The sequence below is a fragment of the Nitrospirillum viridazoti CBAmc genome, from assembly GCF_000730165.1.
Classification (GTDB): domain Bacteria; phylum Pseudomonadota; class Alphaproteobacteria; order Azospirillales; family Azospirillaceae; genus Nitrospirillum; species Nitrospirillum viridazoti.
In genome coordinates this window covers 829,625-846,548 of sequence record NZ_CP022111.1, presented here as the reverse complement: position 1 = coordinate 846,548, position 16,924 = coordinate 829,625, and the positions used below count along the sequence as shown (strand labels likewise).

The following is a 16,924-nucleotide window of genomic DNA, read 5'->3' as shown; positions in this document are numbered from 1 at the left end:
CGGCGTCCGCCCAATTCCGTTTTCCTCGCCCCGCGCCATCGCCATTCCTATTCCCCGCCGCCGTCCTCGCCTATCGCCGCGGCGCCATCACCACCTGCAGCTTCTCCCGCAGGTTCACCAGGGTGACGGGCTTGGCGATGAACGCATCGACACCCAAATCCCTGGCCTTCAAAACCGTTACCTTGTCAGCGCGATTGGTCAGAAAAACCACAGGAATGTGATGTCCTTGAGTTTCCCGCGCCCGGAGGTGCTGCAGGAAGGTCAACCCATCGACCGGCGCCATGTCGATGTCGGCGATGATGACGTCAGGCCGGCGTTCCATGGCCACGTTCAGGCCGGACGACCCGTCCTCCGCCTCCATCACCGTGCCGAAGTCCAGCTGCCGCAGGATACGGACGACGACACCACGGATGAAACTTTGATCCTCAATCACCAGGGAGCTGCGGAAATTGAATGAAATCGCACCCATCTGCCATCCCCAAACGGCCGCCGCCTTCAAATCCAAACAATTTTATTTTAACGAGGAATGAATACACACCCCATCCCGGCTTCCGGAACATGAAGCTCCGGAATACAGGATTAGTATAGGCAGAAATGATGGTGGTCGTCTTCTTATAAAGAAGCGATGGCCGCCGCGACCTGTTCCAGCGCGCCCGGAACAGCCTTTGCCGCCTGCCGCGCCTCATCAACCTTCCCTTGGACCAGGGCTTCTTCCACTCGGTCGGCCACGCGGGCCAGGACGTCGGCCCCGGCGCTTTTGGCCACCCCGGCCAGGGCATGCGCCTCGCGCCGGGCGGCGCCCGCGTCATCCAGGGTGAAGGCGTGGACCAGGCCGTCCGCCAGCGGGCGCGCCGCCCCCAGGAAGTCGCTCAGGAAAGCCCGCGCCTCATCATCCAGCACGCTGAACAATTCCAGCGTGCGGGCCAGGTTCAGCACCGCTGTCGTATCCCCCCGCGTCGCGTCGCCGGGCGTCGTATCAAGCAGCGGCGGCACGGCCTTTGCACCTCCGTCCGACAGGGGCGGCAACCATTGCGCCAGGCAGCGGTCCAGCCGGTCCAGTTCCAGGGGCTTGGCCAGAAAGCCGTCCATGCCCGCCGCCAGGCAGCGCTGGGACTCGCCCGCCATGGCGTTGGCTGTCAGGGCGATGATGGGGGTGCGCAGACCGGTGCCCGTTTCCGCCTCGCGGATGGCGGCGGTCAGCTCGAACCCATCCATCTCCGGCATGTTGCAGTCGGTCAGCACCAGGCCGAAGCGGCCCGTGCGCCAAGCGGCCAAGGCCTGGCGCCCATCCTCGGTGACCTCGGCGGCAATGCCCAGCAGGCTGAGCTGCCGGCGGATGACCATCTGGTTGACGGGCTGGTCTTCCGCCACCAGCACCAGGCGGCCTTGCGCCATGGCCACCTCGATCGGCGGCGGCTCGCCGCGCCCCTGGCGCAAGGGCGACGCCGCGGCGCGGGCCGCCGTCTCCTGCCCGGCCGCCGAAGCCACGGCCCGGATCAGGGGCACGCGGCGCACTGGGCGACCGATCTGCACCGTGCCCGACGGCAGGCCCGCCGGCCGCACGGAATCCGCTGCGGCCACCAGCACCGCCGGCTTGCCCAACGGCAGGGCGGGCCACACGTCGCCCGGTCGGGGAACGACCACGGCCACGTTCCAGGGTTGGCCATCGCCCGCCACCCGGCCGCCGGCGGCCTCGATATAACAGTTGACGGTGTCGCGCAGGGCCTGGGTCTCGGCCGCCACCAGCACGGTGAGGCCGGCCAGTGACGGCAGGGCCGGCTGGGGCGCCGCCACCGGCTGTTCCTGGGCGACGGCCAGGTCTATCTCGAACCAGAAGGTGGACCCCTGGCCCAGCGCGCTGTCCAGGCCGATGCGGCCCTGCATCAAATCGATCAGGCGGCGGCTGATGGACAGGCCCAGGCCCGTGCCGCCGAAGCGGCGGCTCGTGGAGCTTTCGGCCTGGGTGAAGGGCTGAAACAGCTGCTTCTGCACGTCGTCGTCGATGCCGATGCCGGTGTCCTGCACCGCCACCCGTACCAGAGCCCGGCCCGGCGCCGCGCCGGGCAGGCAACGCACCGATAAGGTGACGCCGCCCTTCTCGGTGAATTTGATGGCGTTGCCCGTCAGGTTGTACAGCACTTGGCGCAGGCGCAACGGGTCGCCCATCAGCAACTCGGGGATGGCGGGGTCGATGTGCACGTGCAGGTCCAGCGCGCGCTTGCGCGCCTGGGCCGCCAGCATGTCGGCCACGCCCTCCACCAGCGGACCCAGGGCCACCGGATGGCATTCGATATCCATGCGTCCCGCCTCGATCTTCGAGAAATCGAGGATGTCGTCGATGATACGCAGCAGGGTGCCGGCCGCGTCCCGCGCGGTGAACAGCATCTCCATCTGGTCATCGTCCAGGCCCGTGTGAGACATCAGTTCCAGCATGCCCAGCACGGCGTTCATGGGCGTGCGGATCTCATGGCTCATCGTGGCCAGGAAGCTGGACTTCAGCCTGCTGGCGCTCTGCGCCTCGCGCGCGGTGCGGATGTTGTCGTAGGACCGCAGCGCCGTGATGATGGTGATGAACAGCTTCTCCGAGGTGAGCTCGGTCTTCGCCTTGTAGTCGTTGATGTCGTAATTGACGATGACGTCGCGCACCGGCGCCTGGCCGGGCTGGCCGGTACGCAGCACGATGCGCACGTCGTTGTTGTCGAATTCCTCGCGGATGCGCCGCGCCAGCACCAGGCCAGCGTCGTCCGTTTCCATGACGATGTCCAGCAAGGCCACGGCGATATCGCCGCGCCTGGTCAGGATGCCCGCCGCCTCCGCCGCCGACCGCGCGGTCAGCAATTCCAACGGCCGGCCCTTGTACGTCAGCCGGCTGAGCACCAGCCGGGTCATGATGTGCACTTCCTCGTCGTCGTCGACGACCAGGATGGGCCAGGGCGGAAGCTCCGGCGCGCGCATCGCCGGTGCATCCTCCGCCAGGAACAGGGAATCGAGGTCAGACGTCATCGCCGCCCGTCTTCAGGGCGGTGGGCAGTGACGGCCTGCTGTCGTTTGGAACCGCTGGTCACAGCCATGGATCGACGTGTCGGCACCTTTATGCCGCTGGATGATTGGACCCCATCGGGACAGGGCGCCAAGCGCGCCCCACCCCTGTGCTCAGCGCACTGTACATGACAGGGCCCGGCCAATCCAGCCGCGCACAATCCAGCGATCGATCCGGGAGTGTAACGTCACCGGACCGCAACAGTGGACCAAAGGAGTCGAGGGTAAAGCGCAGCCTTAGCGGCTGGCGGCCTTGCGCCCGCGGCCGGTGGCCTTGGGGGCCGCCTTGGCACCACGGCGGCCGCGCTTCACCGGCTCGGGCGGCGGCGGGGGCGGCGGCGCGATGCAGGCTTCAAGCCCCTGGTACGCCATCACAATAATCGACGGCAGCGCCTCGACACTGACGGGATTGGACCGGGCATATGACGTTGCGATCTTGACCGCCAGTTCCCGCAATTCCGGCTTTAGTCGATCGTTCATCTAACGCTCCCACCCGCTTCCCATGGACGACTTGATAGAGGGGACCGTAATCAAAGACGCTTCGTTTAGCGCCCATTAATTCGGTCTATGCGGTTTGGGTGAGTAATACCGGCCAAGAGTACTGGCCAGGCGCCGGTTCACTATGACCCGGGACGGAGGTGGGCAAGGGTTCGGGAAGCGTGCCGAGACCGGTTTCAGCCCACCCGGGCCGACGGCGACAGCTCGGGCCGATCCAGACCCACCACCCCGTCAAGGCGAGCGTCGGCAAAGCGCACGCCGGTGGTGTCCGCCTGCGCCAAATCGGCGCCGCGCAAGTCGGCGCCGGTGACGTTGGCGTATTGCAGCTGGGCGCGCCACAGGCTGGCCCGGGCCATGTTGGCGCCGGTCAGGTCAGCGGGCCATGACCGGCCGCTGGGATGGCCGTCCGATTGCAGGATATCCGCGGGGTCCAGGCGGGCATCGGCCATGTCGGCGCCCGCCAGCCGGGCGTGACCCAGCGTGGCGCCGCGCAGCACGGCGCCACGCAGGCTGGCCTCCGTCAGGTCGGCACCGGACAGATCGGCCAGCGTCAGGTCGGCGCCGCCCAGCAGGGCGCCCCGCAGATGGGCGCCGCGCAGGGTGGCGCCGGATAGCCGTGCGCCGCGCAGATCGGCGCCGTCGAGATTGGCGCCCTCCAACTCGGCACGGGCGCCGCGTGCACCACCGCTGTCTATCCAGCGTTCGTGGTCGTGCACGCGATGGCGCATGTCCAGGGCCAGCGAATCGAGGGGGCGGGAGAAGCGCGCTTCATCCAGCAGGGCCTCGCTAAGGTCGCAATGGTCCAACTCCACCCCGACGAGATCGGCACCGGCGAAGCGCGCGCCCTGCAGCCGCGCACCCACCAGCAGGGCGCCGCTGAGGCGGGCGGCCGTGAGGTTGGCCTCGCTCAGGTCGGCGCCAGTCAAATCCACCTCCCGCAGGACGGAACCGGTGAGGTCGGCACCCCGCAGGTCGGCGCCCCGCAACACCGCGCCGGTGATGTCGCATTCCAGCATGACCACGCCGGACAGGCGCGCCCCCACCAGAAGGGCACGACCCAGGTGGGCCTGGCGGAAGACGATGCCCTGGCCGGACCGCGGCACCTCTGCCGCCCCCTCGCCTTCCCCCCCGGAATCCGGTACCGCGATCAACATGTCGCTGGAGCGTAAATCGGCACCGCGCAAATCCGTACGGTCCAGCAGGGCGCCCCTCAAGGCGCAGCCGCGCAGGTCCGCCCCCGCCAGACAGGCCTGGGTCAGGTCGGCATCCGTAAGATCGGCGCCATAAAGGTCGGCCCCCTCCAACCGGCAATTCGTCAGGATGGCGCCGGACAGGTCGACCCCCGCCAACTGAGCGCGGGACAGGTTGCGGTTCGACAGGTCGACACCGCGGAGGATGAGCATCGCCAGATTGGCGCGCCGCCCGCCCGGCTTGGCCGCCAGCCAACGCTCATGCTCGTCAATAATCTGGGTCAGCTGGGCGCCGAACATGGAACCATCCGCTCGCGACCAAGTAACAGGCATGCGGGACAGCCCGCCGGGCCAATCCCAAATGGGCGGGGTCGCTCCGCCGGGATCGAGTATAGGCGGCGGCGGGTTAATGGAAGCTGAAAGCCAGATGGGGAATCCGCATAGGACGGCGGAATTTCAGTCCAATGCGTCCAGGGCGTCCAGCAACTGATCCATGCGGTAGGGCTTGGGCAGCAGGCGCATGCCTTCCAGCGGCGGCAGGTTTTCCGCATAGCCCGTTGTCAGCAGCACGGCGAGATCGGGACGCAGCAGCCGGGCCACCTTGGCCAGTTCCACGCCATTCATGCCGCCGGGCATGACGATGTCCGAGAACAGGACATCGATGGTGTCGCCGTCCTGCAGCAGGGCCAGGGCCTGGTCGGCGCGCGAGGCCTGCATCACGGTGAAGCCGCGTTCCTTCAGGCTGGCCGACACGGTGGCGGACACGGTGGCGTCATCCTCCACCACCAGCACGGTGCGCGTCTCCACCCGGTCGGCCGGGCGGGCCTCGGCCGGCGCGGAAGGCCGGCGGGGGGCAGTGGCGGCGCGGGGCAGGAACAGGGTGACCGTGGTGCCCACGCCCGGCACACTGTCCAGATGGACGGTGCCGCCCGACTGGCGGGCGAAGCCATAGACCTGCGACAGACCCAGGCCGGAGCCCTTGCCCACCTCCTTGGTGGTAAAGAAGGGCTCGAACACATGGGGCAGCACAGCGGAGTCGATGCCGGAGCCGGTGTCGGTGACGGCCAGGCGCACGAACTGGCCTTTCAGCGCGTCTTCCGTCTGGTCCGGCGCCAAGTGCACATTTTCGGCCACGAAGCGCAGCACGCCGCCGTTGGGCATGGCGTCGCGGGCGTTCACCGCCACGTTCAGCAGCGCCAGTTCCAACTGGGCGCTGTCGGCCATGGCTGGCCAAAGCCCTTGAGGCAGCACCATTTCCAACACGATGTCGGCGCGCAGCGCGTGCATCAGCAACTGGCGCATGGTGCGCATCAGGTCGGCCACGTCCAACGGCTCGGGACGCAGGGCCTGACGGCGGGCGAAGGCCATCAGCTGGCGGGTCAAGCCGGCCCCCCGGTCGACGGCCTGCATGCCGGCACGAATCAGGTCGCGGCTGCGGTCATCCGGGGCCCGGCGCAACAGCATGTCCAGACAGCCGGACACCGCCTGCAACAGATTGTTGAAATCATGGGCGATGCCGCCGGTCAGGCGCCCCACCGCCTCCATGCGGTGGGCTTGGAACAAGGCGGTGTTGGCGCTCTCCGCCTCCGCCACCGCCGCCCGCACCTTCTCCTCCTGCTCGGCACTGGAACGGGCCAGGCGCTGGCTGGCGTCGGCCAGTACCTGGGCCACGGCATCCGCCTCGGCCAGGCCCAGTGTCTCCGTCGGCACGAGCGCCCCGCGGCCCAGCGCGGCCGCCCGGGCGGCCAGCTGTTCCACCGGATAGGTGATGCCCCGGGCCAAGCGCAGGGCCAAGCCCATGGCCAGCGCGAACAAGGCCACCGCCCCCGCCAGCGCCAACAACAGGCCACGCCAAGCCTCCCGTCCCAATTCGTCCCGGGGGGCCGCGATCGCCACGACCAGATCCTGGCTGGGCGTGCGGCGGAAGGAGACTATGGTCGGCATGCCCTCCAGCGACACGCCGGGCATGCGGCCCGATGTCTGCTTGGCATACGCCTCGGCGAATTCCGGCCGGGCCTTTTGCCCGACGTAGCGCTCAGGGTCGCGGGTACGGGCGATGATGACGCCGGAGCGGTCGACGACAGCGCCGATCCAGCCGGCCCGCAGCTGCTGGTCCGTCAACAGCTGGGTGAATTCCGTCGACGGCATGACCAGCGACAGGATGTAGGCCGGGGCGCCGTTCCGGAACACCGGCTCGTGCAGGGCTATGGCCTGCTGGTTGGTGACGGTACTGTTGAACAGATTGCCGACACGGCTGCGCCTCGTCTCCAGCGCGGCACGCAGGTTCGGGCCCAGCTGGCCGCCGGAGAGCGGTGTCCCCGGCGGCAGCGCGGTGTTCATCAGCACCCGGCCGTCGCTGGCCGCCGCCAGGCGGAACCAGTAGCCCTTGGGCAGGTCGATGGCCCTGGCCTGGGCTTCCAGCGCCGCAATATCACCCTGGGCCAGGGCGGGAGATGCGATCAGCGCGCGTAAATAGGCCTGGCTTTGCCCCAGCTCCTGGTCCACCGCCAGAGCGAGCATGTGGGCCGTCTCATCAAGGTGGCGTTCCGCCACCCGGCGTTCCCGCGTGTAGGCCCCACCCAGCAGCAGGGCGCCGCCCAGCAGGGGCGGCAGCAGCAGGGCGACGGCTGCCAGCAACAGCCGCCCACGCACCCCCAAGGCTGAGGAGGAGGTCCGCGCCGGGCGGTTGGACACAGCCACGCGCAGGCTCGCCGGTGCCGGCATCGTGGCCGCGATGCCCCGTCCTCCCGCCGCTACATCCTCACCATCCGCCACGTCTCGATCCCCTTCGCCGGGGTCCAGCCGCACGCCTACCCCGCATGAAGCCAATGCCCGGTCCGCCGCCCATCGCCATCGCCGGGGCGCCAAGCTAACCCGGCCATGCGCCCCTGGCTAGAGGAGGTATTCCATGGTGGGTGGCACCGCCCGGCCAGGATACGCCCGAAGGCAGGGGCTTCAGTTCGTCGCTTTGGCGAAGTCCCCGGCGCGGAAATAGGACAGCTTGTCCGGATCGATGCGGGCGCGCAGAGCCGACGCCACCTGTGCCGGCGTCACCGCCGCCACCTTGGCTTCCATTTCCGCCGACCAGGCCATGGTGCGACCCAGATAAAGGTTGGTGGCCAGCAGGCTGGCCAGGCGCGCATCCTCTGTCCGACCCATGCGGAACTGATCCAGGAAACCGCTTTTGGCCTCCGCCAGTTCCTGGTCGCTGACACCGTCGTGCACCAGGCGCGCCAATTCCTCGCCAAACGCCGTCTTCACCTTGGCCACGTTCTGGGGGGCGGCGATGGCCTGCAGGGTCAGCCGTCCCACGTGGTCGATGGCCCCGACCGACAGGGCGGAGCCGGCGCCATAGGACAGGCCTTCCTTCTGGCGGACGCGGTCGCCCAGGCGGGAATGCAGGGTGCTGCCACCCAGGATGCGATTGGCCATCAACAGGGCGGGATAGTCAGGGTCATCCTCGGTCATGGCCAGGGGCAGGCCGGCCAGCAGGATGGCGTTGGCCTTGTCCGGCGTCTGGATCACCTGGTCCAGGCCGGCCACCTGGGCGGGGGTCTCGGGGATGCGGGTGTAAGGCTGTGGCGCCACGAATCCGCCCAGGGCCGCCTGCACCAGCTGCGGCATGGCCGCGGCGTCGAAGTCGCCGACCACGGACACCTGGGCCCCGCGAGCGCCGTAAAAGGCGTGGTAGAAGGCCTTCACCTCCTCCAGCTTCAGCGCCTTGATCTTGGCGATCCACTCGTCAACCGTGTCGATATGGCCGGGATGGTCGGGCTGCGTCGTGTCGAAGGCGCGGTCGAAGGCGTTGCTGGCCAGGGACTGGGGATCGGTGCGGGACGATTCCAGGTCGGAAATGGTAGCGGCGCGCCACTGCTCCAGTTCATCGGCCGGGAAGGCAGGCTCCCGCAGGATCTCGGCCACCAGCGCCAGCACCTCGGCCACGTGCGCGCGGTCGGTACGCACGGCGATGCTGGTCTGCTGCGTGCCGGACGAGATGGCCAAATTGGCCTTCATCTTGTCCAGCAGGTCGGCAATCTGCTGGCGGCTGTGCTTCGCGGTGCCCTTCAGCAGCATGCTGGCCACCGCCTCGGACGCCGCGTCCTTCCCCGTCAGGCTGGCATCATCGCCATAGCGCAGCCGGATCAGCAGGTTCACCGCCTGGCCCCGGGCCGGCTTGGCCAGCAAGGCCAGCTTGCCACCGTCCGGCAAATCCAGGCGCTGGGTGTGGGCGTCGATGTTGGTCGGGCTGCTGTCGAACACGGTGTCGGCCACCGCCGCGTCCCGCCCCTTGTAGCCATCCACCAGGGACGCGGCGGTGGGCGCGGCCGGGATATCCACACGTTCTGGCGCCGTGGTCGGAATGAAGTGGCCCTCGGTGCGGTTGGCCTGGCGGAAATAGGTCTCCGCCACGCGCTGCACGTCCGCCGTGGTCACGGCGGCGATGCGGTCGCGCCCGACGAACAGCAGGCGCCAGTCCCCCTGCGCGATGACGTCGGTCAGGCTGAGCGCCACGCCGCCGGGGTTGTCCATCAACTGGTCGTAATTCTTCAGCATGCGGGTCTTAGCGCGGTCGACCTCCTCATCCGTGATGGGATGGTCGTGCACGCCCTCCACCACGCCCGTCATGACCGACAGCACCTTGGCGGCGTCGCCGCCCTTGGGCACCTCCGCCAGGGCCATGGCCAGGCCGGGATCCACGCGCTTTTCGGCCGAGGCCGACACGCCGGTGGCCAGCTTCTGCTCCACCAGCGCCTTGTGCAGACGCCCCGAGGGCGTGCTGCCCAGGATGAAGGACAGGATGGACAGCGCGGCGCTGTCGGGATGGGTGGCGGCCGGGATGTGATAGGCCAGCCCCTCGTACCCCGTGTCGCCCACGCGGCGCAGGGTGACGGACCGCTCGCCGTCCTGTGCCGGTTCCACCGTGTATTCCGGCGGCAGCGCCTCGGCCGGGTTTTTCAGCCCGCCGAAGGCCGCCTGCACGCTGGCCAGGGCTTTGGCCGGGTCGAACTTGCCGGCGATGACCAGGGTGGCGTTATCCGGCCGATAATAGCGGTGATAGAAGGCCTGCAGGTGGCCGATGTCCACGTTCTCCACGTCCGAGCGCGCGCCGATGGTGGAATGGCCGTAGTGATGCCAGAGGTAGGCGGTAGAGTGCATGCGCTCCATCAGGATGCCGACGGGGTTGTTCTCCCGCATCTCCATCTCGTTGCGCACCACCGTCATCTCGCTGTCGAGGTCCTTGCGGGCAACGAAGGAATGGACCATGCGGTCCGCCTCCAGGCCCAAGGCCCAGTCCAGATAGTCCTGCCGCGCGTCGAAGGTCTCGTAGTAGTTGGTGCGGTCCTCGGCCGTGGTGGCGTTGTTCTGGAAACCGCGCTTCTGCGTTTCCTGGGGGATGTCGTGGTGATCGGGCGTGCCCTTGAACATCATGTGTTCCAATAAATGGGCCATGCCCGTCTCGCCATACCCTTCCATGCGCGAGCCGACGCGGTACACGACGTTGACGGTGATGGTGGACTTGGCCTCGCTGGGGAACAGCAGCACGCGCAGGCCGTTGGCCAAGCGGTATTCCGTGATACCCTCGACGCTGGTCACCGCCTTGGGGGCGGCGAGGTCAGCCTTGCCCGCCTTGGCGAAAGCGGCGGCCTTGGGTTGGTCCGCGGCATGCGCCACAGCGGGAACGAGAACAGGCGCCATCAGCGCGGACAGGGCGCAACTGGTGGCGAGGGCCGCCGCCAGGAAAGTCTTACCAGAGGCCAAAGTCGTCCCTTTCTTTCACACCCGGCACAGGGCCTACCCGGGGGGCGCACCACATTGCCCACCGAATGGGCAGGCCGGCCAGTGTGCACGAGGCCGCATCATCTGGGCAGGGAATTATCAGCGCACCCGGCCGCCCCGTGCGGCAGCGGCGCGGGGCCTATCCGTTGCAGGACTGCTACGTCGACCGGCCTCCCCCGATCAGCATCGGGTTCACATCCGCCCACCCGATGGTGCTATTCAGGAAGCTGGGCTATCGTGGCGGCGGCAAGCCGCTCACCATGAAGGCTAAAGTGGCAACGGCCATGCACCGGGGCCGAACCATGACGACGAACTGGCATCCTCTGTGACCGACTCCCTGGTCGCCTGTCCTGAATGCGACGCCCTGCACGAACGGCGTGAGCTGGCGCCCGGCACCAAAGCCCGATGCGTGCGCTGCGGGGCCGTGCTCTACCGCCGCTCCTACCTGGAACTGGACCACCAGCTGGCGCTGGTGACCACCGCCATCCTGATCTACCTGATCGCCAACAGCTTCCCCATCGTCGATCTTGAGATCCAGGGGCGCAGCAACAGCACCACCCTGGTCGGCAGCGTGCTGGCCCTGTGGCGGGAGGGGCGGGAGATCGTGGCCGTCCTGGTCTTCGCCACCACGCAGCTGTTCCCCCTGGTGGATCTGGGCGCCCTGTTCGCCCTGCTGCTCATGATCCGGCGGGGCCGGCCGGCCCTGGCCTTCGCCCCCATCCTGCGCTTCCTGCAGGCTCTGCGGCCCTGGGGCATGATCGAGGTGTTCATGCTGGGCATCGTCGTGGCCCTGGTGAAGCTGTCCAACATGGCCGAGGTGGTGCCGGGCATCGCGCTGTGGGCCTTCGGCCTGCTGACCATCCTGCTGGCCGTCATCCTGTCGCTGGACCTGCGCAGCCTGTGGCGCGCGGGCGAACGCGTCATCGTGCGGCCGAGGCGGCGCTTCCCGCCCAAACAATCGGCGCATCCATGAGCGCGACCCCGACCACATCCTCTTCGGAACCCCGCGTGACCACAGCGGCACAAGCGGGTTTGGTCGCCTGTCCGCACTGCCATCTGGTATGCCGCGACACGGCCGCCAGGGATGGGCACGGGAAGGGCCGCGTCCGCTGCCCCCGGTGCGCCGGGCGGCTGCACCCGCGCAAGGTGGACAGCCTGTCTCGCACCTGGGCGCTGCTGATCGCGGCGGCCATCCTGTACATCCCGGCCAACGCCTTTCCGGTGATGCAAACCTCCACCCTGCTCAGCACCCAGAGCGACACGATCCTGTCCGGCATCCTTTATTTCTGGAACACCGGCTCGCCCGAACTGGCGGTGCTGATCTTCACCGTCAGCATCCTGGTGCCGCTGCTGAAGCTGGCGACGCTCAGCACCCTGGCCGTGTCCATCCAGCGCGGCGCGCGGGGCCGTGCCGACCAGCGCGCCCGCCTTTACCGCATCATCGAGTTCGTCGGCCGCTGGTCCATGCTGGACGTGTTCGTCGTGGCCCTGATGGTAGGGCTGGTGCACTTCCAGGGGCTGGCCGTCATCCAGGCCGGCCCGGGCGCGGCCGCTTTCGGTGCCGTGGTGGTGCTGACCATGCTGGCCGCCCACAGTTTCGACCCCCGCATGATCTGGGATCGCGCCCGCCGCCCGCGCGGGAAGCGCCCGCCCAAGAAACGACTAGCCTTCGGAACCCGCCATGGCTGAAACCACGCCCCCCGCCCCTCACCAGGACGACCTGCCGGAACCGGTGGTGGACTCGGGCCGCCGCTGGATCCCGTCCTTGGTTTGGCTGATCCCGGCCATTGCCGCCATCGTGGGCCTGACCCTGGTGGTGAAGACGGTTTGGATGAAAGGCCCCAGCATCACCATCAGCTTCCTGACCGCGGACGGCATCGAGCCGGGCAAGACCAAGGTGAAGTTCAAGGACGTGGACATCGGCGAGGTGAAGGGCGTCACGCTGACCGACGACCACGCCCGCGTGCTGGTGACGGTAGAGCTGACCAAGGACGCCAAGGGCTTCGCCGTGGACGACAGCCGTTTCTGGGTGGTGCGCCCGCGGTTCGCCGAGACCGGCGTCTCGGGCCTGAACACCCTGCTGTCCGGGTCCTACATCGGCGTCGATGCCGGCAAGTCGGACAACCAGCGCAAGGACTTCACCGGGCTGGAGGATCCGCCGGTGGTGGCCTCCGACGTGCCGGGGCAGCGCTATGTCCTGCACACCGACGACATCGGCTCGCTGGCGGCGGGATCGCCCGTCTACTACAAGCGCATCCCCGTGGGCCATGTCGAGCGCTACACCCTGGATGAGGACGGGCGTCACATCACCCTGCATGTCTTCATCAAGTCGCCCTACGATCATTTCATCACCAAGGACAGCAAGTTCTGGCACGCCAGCGGCGTGGACGTGCGTATCGACGGCTCGGGCCTGAAGGTGGATACCGAGGCGCTGGCCACCATCCTGATGGGCGGCATCGCCTTCGAGGATCCGCCGGACACACCCATGACCCCGGCGGCGGCCGGCAGCCAGTTCTGGCTGGCCGCCAACCACGTCGACGCGATGAAGGCGCCGGAGGGCTACCACGTCGCCATGGTGATGCGCTTCCATCAATCCATACGCGGCCTGACTGTGGGTGCGCCGGTGGACTTCCGCGGGGTGGAGATCGGCAACGTCACCGGGGTGGGTATCGACTACGACCCGGCCACCCAGGATTTCACGTCCCGCGTCATGGTCAACATCTTCCCGGACCGCCTGGCCTCGTTCGAGCAGACGCTGCCGCCGGAAAGCGAGCGCGCCGCCCGGATGCAGCGCCTGGCGGAACTGGTGGGCCGCGGCCTGCGCGCCCAGCTGCGCACCGGCAGCTTCCTGACCGGGCAGCTGTATGTGGCGGTGGACTTCATGCCCAAGGCGCCGCCGGTGCAGTTCAACCCAAACACCGATCCCGTGGAATTGCCCACCGTGCCGGGCGACCTGGAGGAGCTGTACCAGAAGGTGCAGGAGATCGTGGCCAAGCTGGACAAGATCCCCTTCGACGCCATCGGCGAGAACGCGCGCAAGGCCCTGGCCAGCGTGGACGGCGCCACCCGCCATATCGACGAACTGGTGCAGCATGCCGACCACGACGTGCTGCCGGAAATCCGCGACAGCCTGAAGCAGATGGAACAGACCCTGGCCGCCACCCAGGCCAGCGTCGCCCCGGACGCCCCCCTGCAGCAGGACACCCGCCAGGCCCTGAAGGGCGTCATGGACGCCACCCGATCCCTGAAAGCGTTGAGCGACAGCCTGGAACGCCACCCGGAATCCCTGGTGCGCGGCCGGAAGGACAAGGACGAATGAGCACGAGCCCCACCCCGTTCCCCCGTTCCCTTTCCGCCCTCGCCGGCCTGACGGGCCTGGTCCTGCTGGCCGGTTGCGGCGGTTCCACCCCCATCCGCTACCACGCGCTGGCCCCGCAGCCGGCCGGTGAGCCGGCGACCGGCGCCGCGCGGGTGCTGGTGGAGGTATTGCCGGTGACGGTGCCGGAGCGGCTGAACCGCACCCAGCTGGTGCTGACCGATGCCGGCGGCCGGCTGGACGTGCGCGACGACGACCGCTGGGCGGCCCCGGTGGCGGATGAAATGCGACTGGCGCTGGCCAACGTCCTGTGGCAACGGCTGCGCGCCACCGATATCTACCAGGCGCCCGTGGCCCCGGCACCCAACGGCCCGCCGCAGTACCGCCTGGCACTGCGCATCGAACGCTTCGACGCCACCCCCGGCGGCACCGCCGTGGTGGACGGCAGCTGGACCATGCGGCGCCTGCCGCAAGGCGCGGCGTCCACCTGCCGCGCCGGCTTCAGCCTGCCCGTGGCCGCCGCCACGCCCGACGCGGCCGCCGCCGCCCTGTCCAATGGCGCGGCGCAGCTGGCCGCCGCCGTGGCCGACAGCCTGGGCCGCCTGGACGCCGCGGCGCCGGGCCCCGCCGCGTCCCCCTGCGCCGACGGCGGGAGCTGAGGGGATTGGCGCCCTAACCCACAGCATAGGTCCGCGCTTTACCGATCCTTAATATGCTTAACTGAGTATTCGGCTTCATGGCGCCGTCCCTCCGTAAGTCCTCAATGCTGTCTGGCCGAGGGCCATTTGATGGCGATGGCGCCCTGATTTTTGGGGGGCACCCGCGTTGGGGGCACCCGCTAGGGTGAGGAGCGTCGAAGGCCATGAAAAACCTGTCCATCCGCCACAAGGTGATCCTGGCGTTCAGCGCCGTCTTGGGCATCACCCTGATCCTGGGCGTGGTCGCCATGATGCAGGCCGCGCGCATGAACGCCTCCGCGATGGATATCCGTGACGACTGGCTGCCCTCCACCCGCGCGGTGGGACAGATCGTCCAGGCGACGGAACGCTTCCGCTCGCTGGAAGGGTCCTATCTGCTGGTGAAGGAGCCGGCCATGCGGGCAGAGGTGGAGAGGCGCTTCGCCGCCACCCTGGCGGACTTTGACAAGTCCTGGACGGCTTACCAGCCGATGATCAGCCCCGGCGAGGAACGCGGGGCGGCGGACGACATCCAGCGCATCTGGACGACCTATCTGGGCATGCATGAGAAGCTGCTGGCCACCGCCCACGACGGCAAGTTGGACGACGCCGTCGCCTCCTTCCGGGGGGAGATGATCGACACCTTCACCAAGTTGCGCCAAGCGTTGAAGGCCGATGCCGACATCAACATGAAGGGCGCGGACGAGGCCGCCAAGGCCAACCGTGACAACTACCAGACCGCCAGGACGGTGGTCATCGGCGCGCTGATCCTGTCGCTGGCCCTGGGTGGCCTGGCCGGCTTCGCGCTGATCCACCTGGTGTCCAAGCCGCTGGACGACATGACAGGCGCCATGGGCCGCCTGGCCGACCATGACCTGTCAGTCCAGATCCCCGGCGCCGACCGCCTGGACGAGATCGGCCGCATGGCCGCCGCCGTGGCCGTCTTCCGCGACAGCATGATCCGCGCCGATGAGTTGGCGGAGCAGGCCCGGCAGGAGCAGCTGCGCCGTGAGGCCCGCGTGCGCCTGCGCGAGCAGCATATCGAGGAGTTCGATAAGGTCTCGACCGAGCTGGTGAACTTCGTCGCCCACGCGTCGGAGGAACTGGGCCAGACGGCCGCCCGCCTGACCCAGATCGTGGACGGCAACCGCCGCCAGGTGCAGGCCGTGGCCACGGGCGCGGAGGAAGCGTCCACCAACGTGCAGACCGTGGCCGCCGCGACCGAGGAGCTGACCGCCTCCATCGGGGAGATCAGCCGCCAGGCCCTGCAATCCGCCACTGTGGCCGATGAGGCTGTGCGCCAGGCCGAAGAGACCGACGCCACCGTCAACGGGCTGGCCGAGGGCGCCCAGCGCATCGAGGCGGTGATCAGCCTGATCCGCGAAATCGCCAGCCAGACCAACCTGCTGGCGCTGAACGCCACCATCGAGGCGGCCCGGGCGGGTGAGGCCGGCAAGGGCTTCGCCGTCGTCGCCACCGAGGTGAAGGCCCTGGCCAACCAGACCGCCAAGGCGACCGAGGACATCGGCGCCCAGGTCGCCGCCATCCAGCAGGAGACGACGGACGCCGTCAGCGCCATCCGCCAGATCCAGTCCACCATCCGCGACATCGGGGCCGGCACCTCCGTCATCGCCGCCGCGGTGGAGGAGCAAGGTGCGGCCACGCGGGAAATCACCCGCAACGTGAGCGAAGCCTCCAAGGGCACGGTGCTGGTCTCCAACAACATCGGCGCCGTGGCCGAGGCCTCGGAAGAGACCGCCGCCGCCTCGGTCCAGGTGCTGGGCGCCTCGCAGAGCCTGGCCAAGGAATCAGCCCGCCTGCAGGAGGCCGTGGCCGACTTCTTCGCCAAGCTGCGCGCCGCCTGAAGCCAAGGCCGGGCCGGGGCCGGGGCCGGCGGACCGCCGCGCCCGGCCTGGCCCCGGTCCTTCGCCTTTATTCCTTTTGGAAGAAGATGCTGACCGACCCGATTTCGATGCCCCATTTGGTGACGTGGGCCCGGTTCAGCAGGACGCCGCCGGGCTGCAGGAACATCTAGTCATCGAAGGCGACGCGCATGGTGCCGTCGCCGACCTTGAGGTCAAGGCGGTAGGCCCAGTTGAAGGCGTTGCCCGACGCCACGCCACGCGCCACGCCCACGACGTCGCCGGCCGTCCCCTCATAGCGATCTGGCGCTACCCGACGCACCGTCCAGGTCCGCTCCTCCCGTTCGCCGTCGTTGTACAGGAAACGTTCGTGAAGGATCAGGGCGCCATCCTGCCGGGTGCCGTCGATGTCGACGGTGAATTGGCGGCGCACCTTGCCGAAACGATCCTCGAACAATCCCCAGGCCTTGGTATGGCCGGTGAAATAATCCTCCAAGACCAACGGGGGCGTGCCGCCCGCGAAATCCTTGGGCGCCATCCCGGCGCAGCTGGTGAGCAGCGGAA

General features: G+C 68.6%; 11 protein-coding genes and 1 pseudogene. 5 read left to right on the top strand and 7 right to left on the bottom strand.

Annotation, left to right across the window (positions count from 1 at the left end; translation table 11 throughout):
* Positions 1 to 70 precede the first annotated feature (70 nt).
* The 6 genes from Y958_RS17110 to Y958_RS17085 form a co-directional block, all read right to left on the bottom strand.
* Complete coding sequence (locus tag Y958_RS17110; RefSeq protein WP_145727560.1) at positions 71 to 505, bottom strand: response regulator; 435 nt, start codon at positions 503 to 505, stop codon at positions 71 to 73.
* A 107-nt stretch (positions 506 to 612) separates the two neighbouring features.
* On the bottom strand, positions 613 to 3,003 hold the full coding sequence (locus Y958_RS17105; RefSeq protein ID WP_088873203.1) for a response regulator: 2,391 nt from the start codon (positions 3,001 to 3,003) through the stop codon (positions 613 to 615).
* A gap of 273 nt (positions 3,004 to 3,276) precedes the next feature.
* Entirely contained in the window at positions 3,277 to 3,519 is a 243-nt protein-coding gene (locus Y958_RS17100) for a hypothetical protein (protein ID WP_145727562.1), read from the bottom strand.
* Between the two features lie 194 nt (positions 3,520 to 3,713).
* On the bottom strand, positions 3,714 to 5,027 hold the full coding sequence (locus tag Y958_RS17095) for a pentapeptide repeat-containing protein (protein ID WP_276328591.1): 1,314 nt from the start codon (positions 5,025 to 5,027) through the stop codon (positions 3,714 to 3,716).
* A 156-nt stretch (positions 5,028 to 5,183) separates the two neighbouring features.
* Positions 5,184 to 7,535, bottom strand: a complete 2,352-nt coding sequence (locus Y958_RS17090; protein ID WP_145960798.1) for a hybrid sensor histidine kinase/response regulator — start codon at positions 7,533 to 7,535, stop codon at positions 5,184 to 5,186.
* A 147-nt stretch (positions 7,536 to 7,682) separates the two neighbouring features.
* Positions 7,683 to 10,487, bottom strand: a complete 2,805-nt coding sequence (locus Y958_RS17085) for a M16 family metallopeptidase (RefSeq protein ID WP_088873199.1) — start codon at positions 10,485 to 10,487, stop codon at positions 7,683 to 7,685.
* Positions 10,488 to 10,830: 343 nt separating this feature from the next.
* Between Y958_RS17085 and Y958_RS17075 the strand changes: the two genes are divergently transcribed.
* The 5 genes from Y958_RS17075 (at position 10,831) to Y958_RS17055 (ending at position 16,363) form a co-directional block, all read left to right on the top strand.
* Positions 10,831 to 11,478 (top strand): paraquat-inducible protein A, encoded by a 648-nt coding sequence (locus tag Y958_RS17075; RefSeq protein ID WP_088873197.1) that lies wholly within the window; start codon positions 10,831 to 10,833, stop codon positions 11,476 to 11,478.
* A complete protein-coding gene (locus Y958_RS17070; protein WP_088873196.1) occupies positions 11,475 to 12,194 on the top strand; it encodes a paraquat-inducible protein A in 720 nt (239 codons plus the stop codon). Before Y958_RS17075 ends, Y958_RS17070 begins: the two co-directional genes overlap by 4 nt.
* Positions 12,187 to 13,824 (top strand): PqiB family protein, encoded by a 1,638-nt coding sequence (locus Y958_RS17065; protein WP_004273373.1) that lies wholly within the window; start codon positions 12,187 to 12,189, stop codon positions 13,822 to 13,824. Before Y958_RS17070 ends, Y958_RS17065 begins: the two co-directional genes overlap by 8 nt.
* Positions 13,821 to 14,480: a PqiC family protein gene (locus Y958_RS17060; RefSeq protein ID WP_088873195.1), complete on the top strand. Its 660-nt coding sequence runs from the start codon at positions 13,821 to 13,823 to the stop codon at positions 14,478 to 14,480. The genes Y958_RS17065 and Y958_RS17060 overlap by 4 nt, the downstream gene beginning before the upstream one ends.
* Positions 14,481 to 14,683: 203 nt before the next feature.
* Complete coding sequence (locus tag Y958_RS17055) at positions 14,684 to 16,363, top strand: methyl-accepting chemotaxis protein (RefSeq protein ID WP_088873194.1); 1,680 nt, start codon at positions 14,684 to 14,686, stop codon at positions 16,361 to 16,363.
* 67 nt (positions 16,364 to 16,430) lie between these two features.
* Here Y958_RS17055 and Y958_RS17050 read toward each other — a convergent pair.
* Positions 16,431 to 16,898, bottom strand: a pseudogene (locus Y958_RS17050) (DUF3833 domain-containing protein).
* Between the last annotated feature and the right edge of the window lie 26 nt (positions 16,899 to 16,924).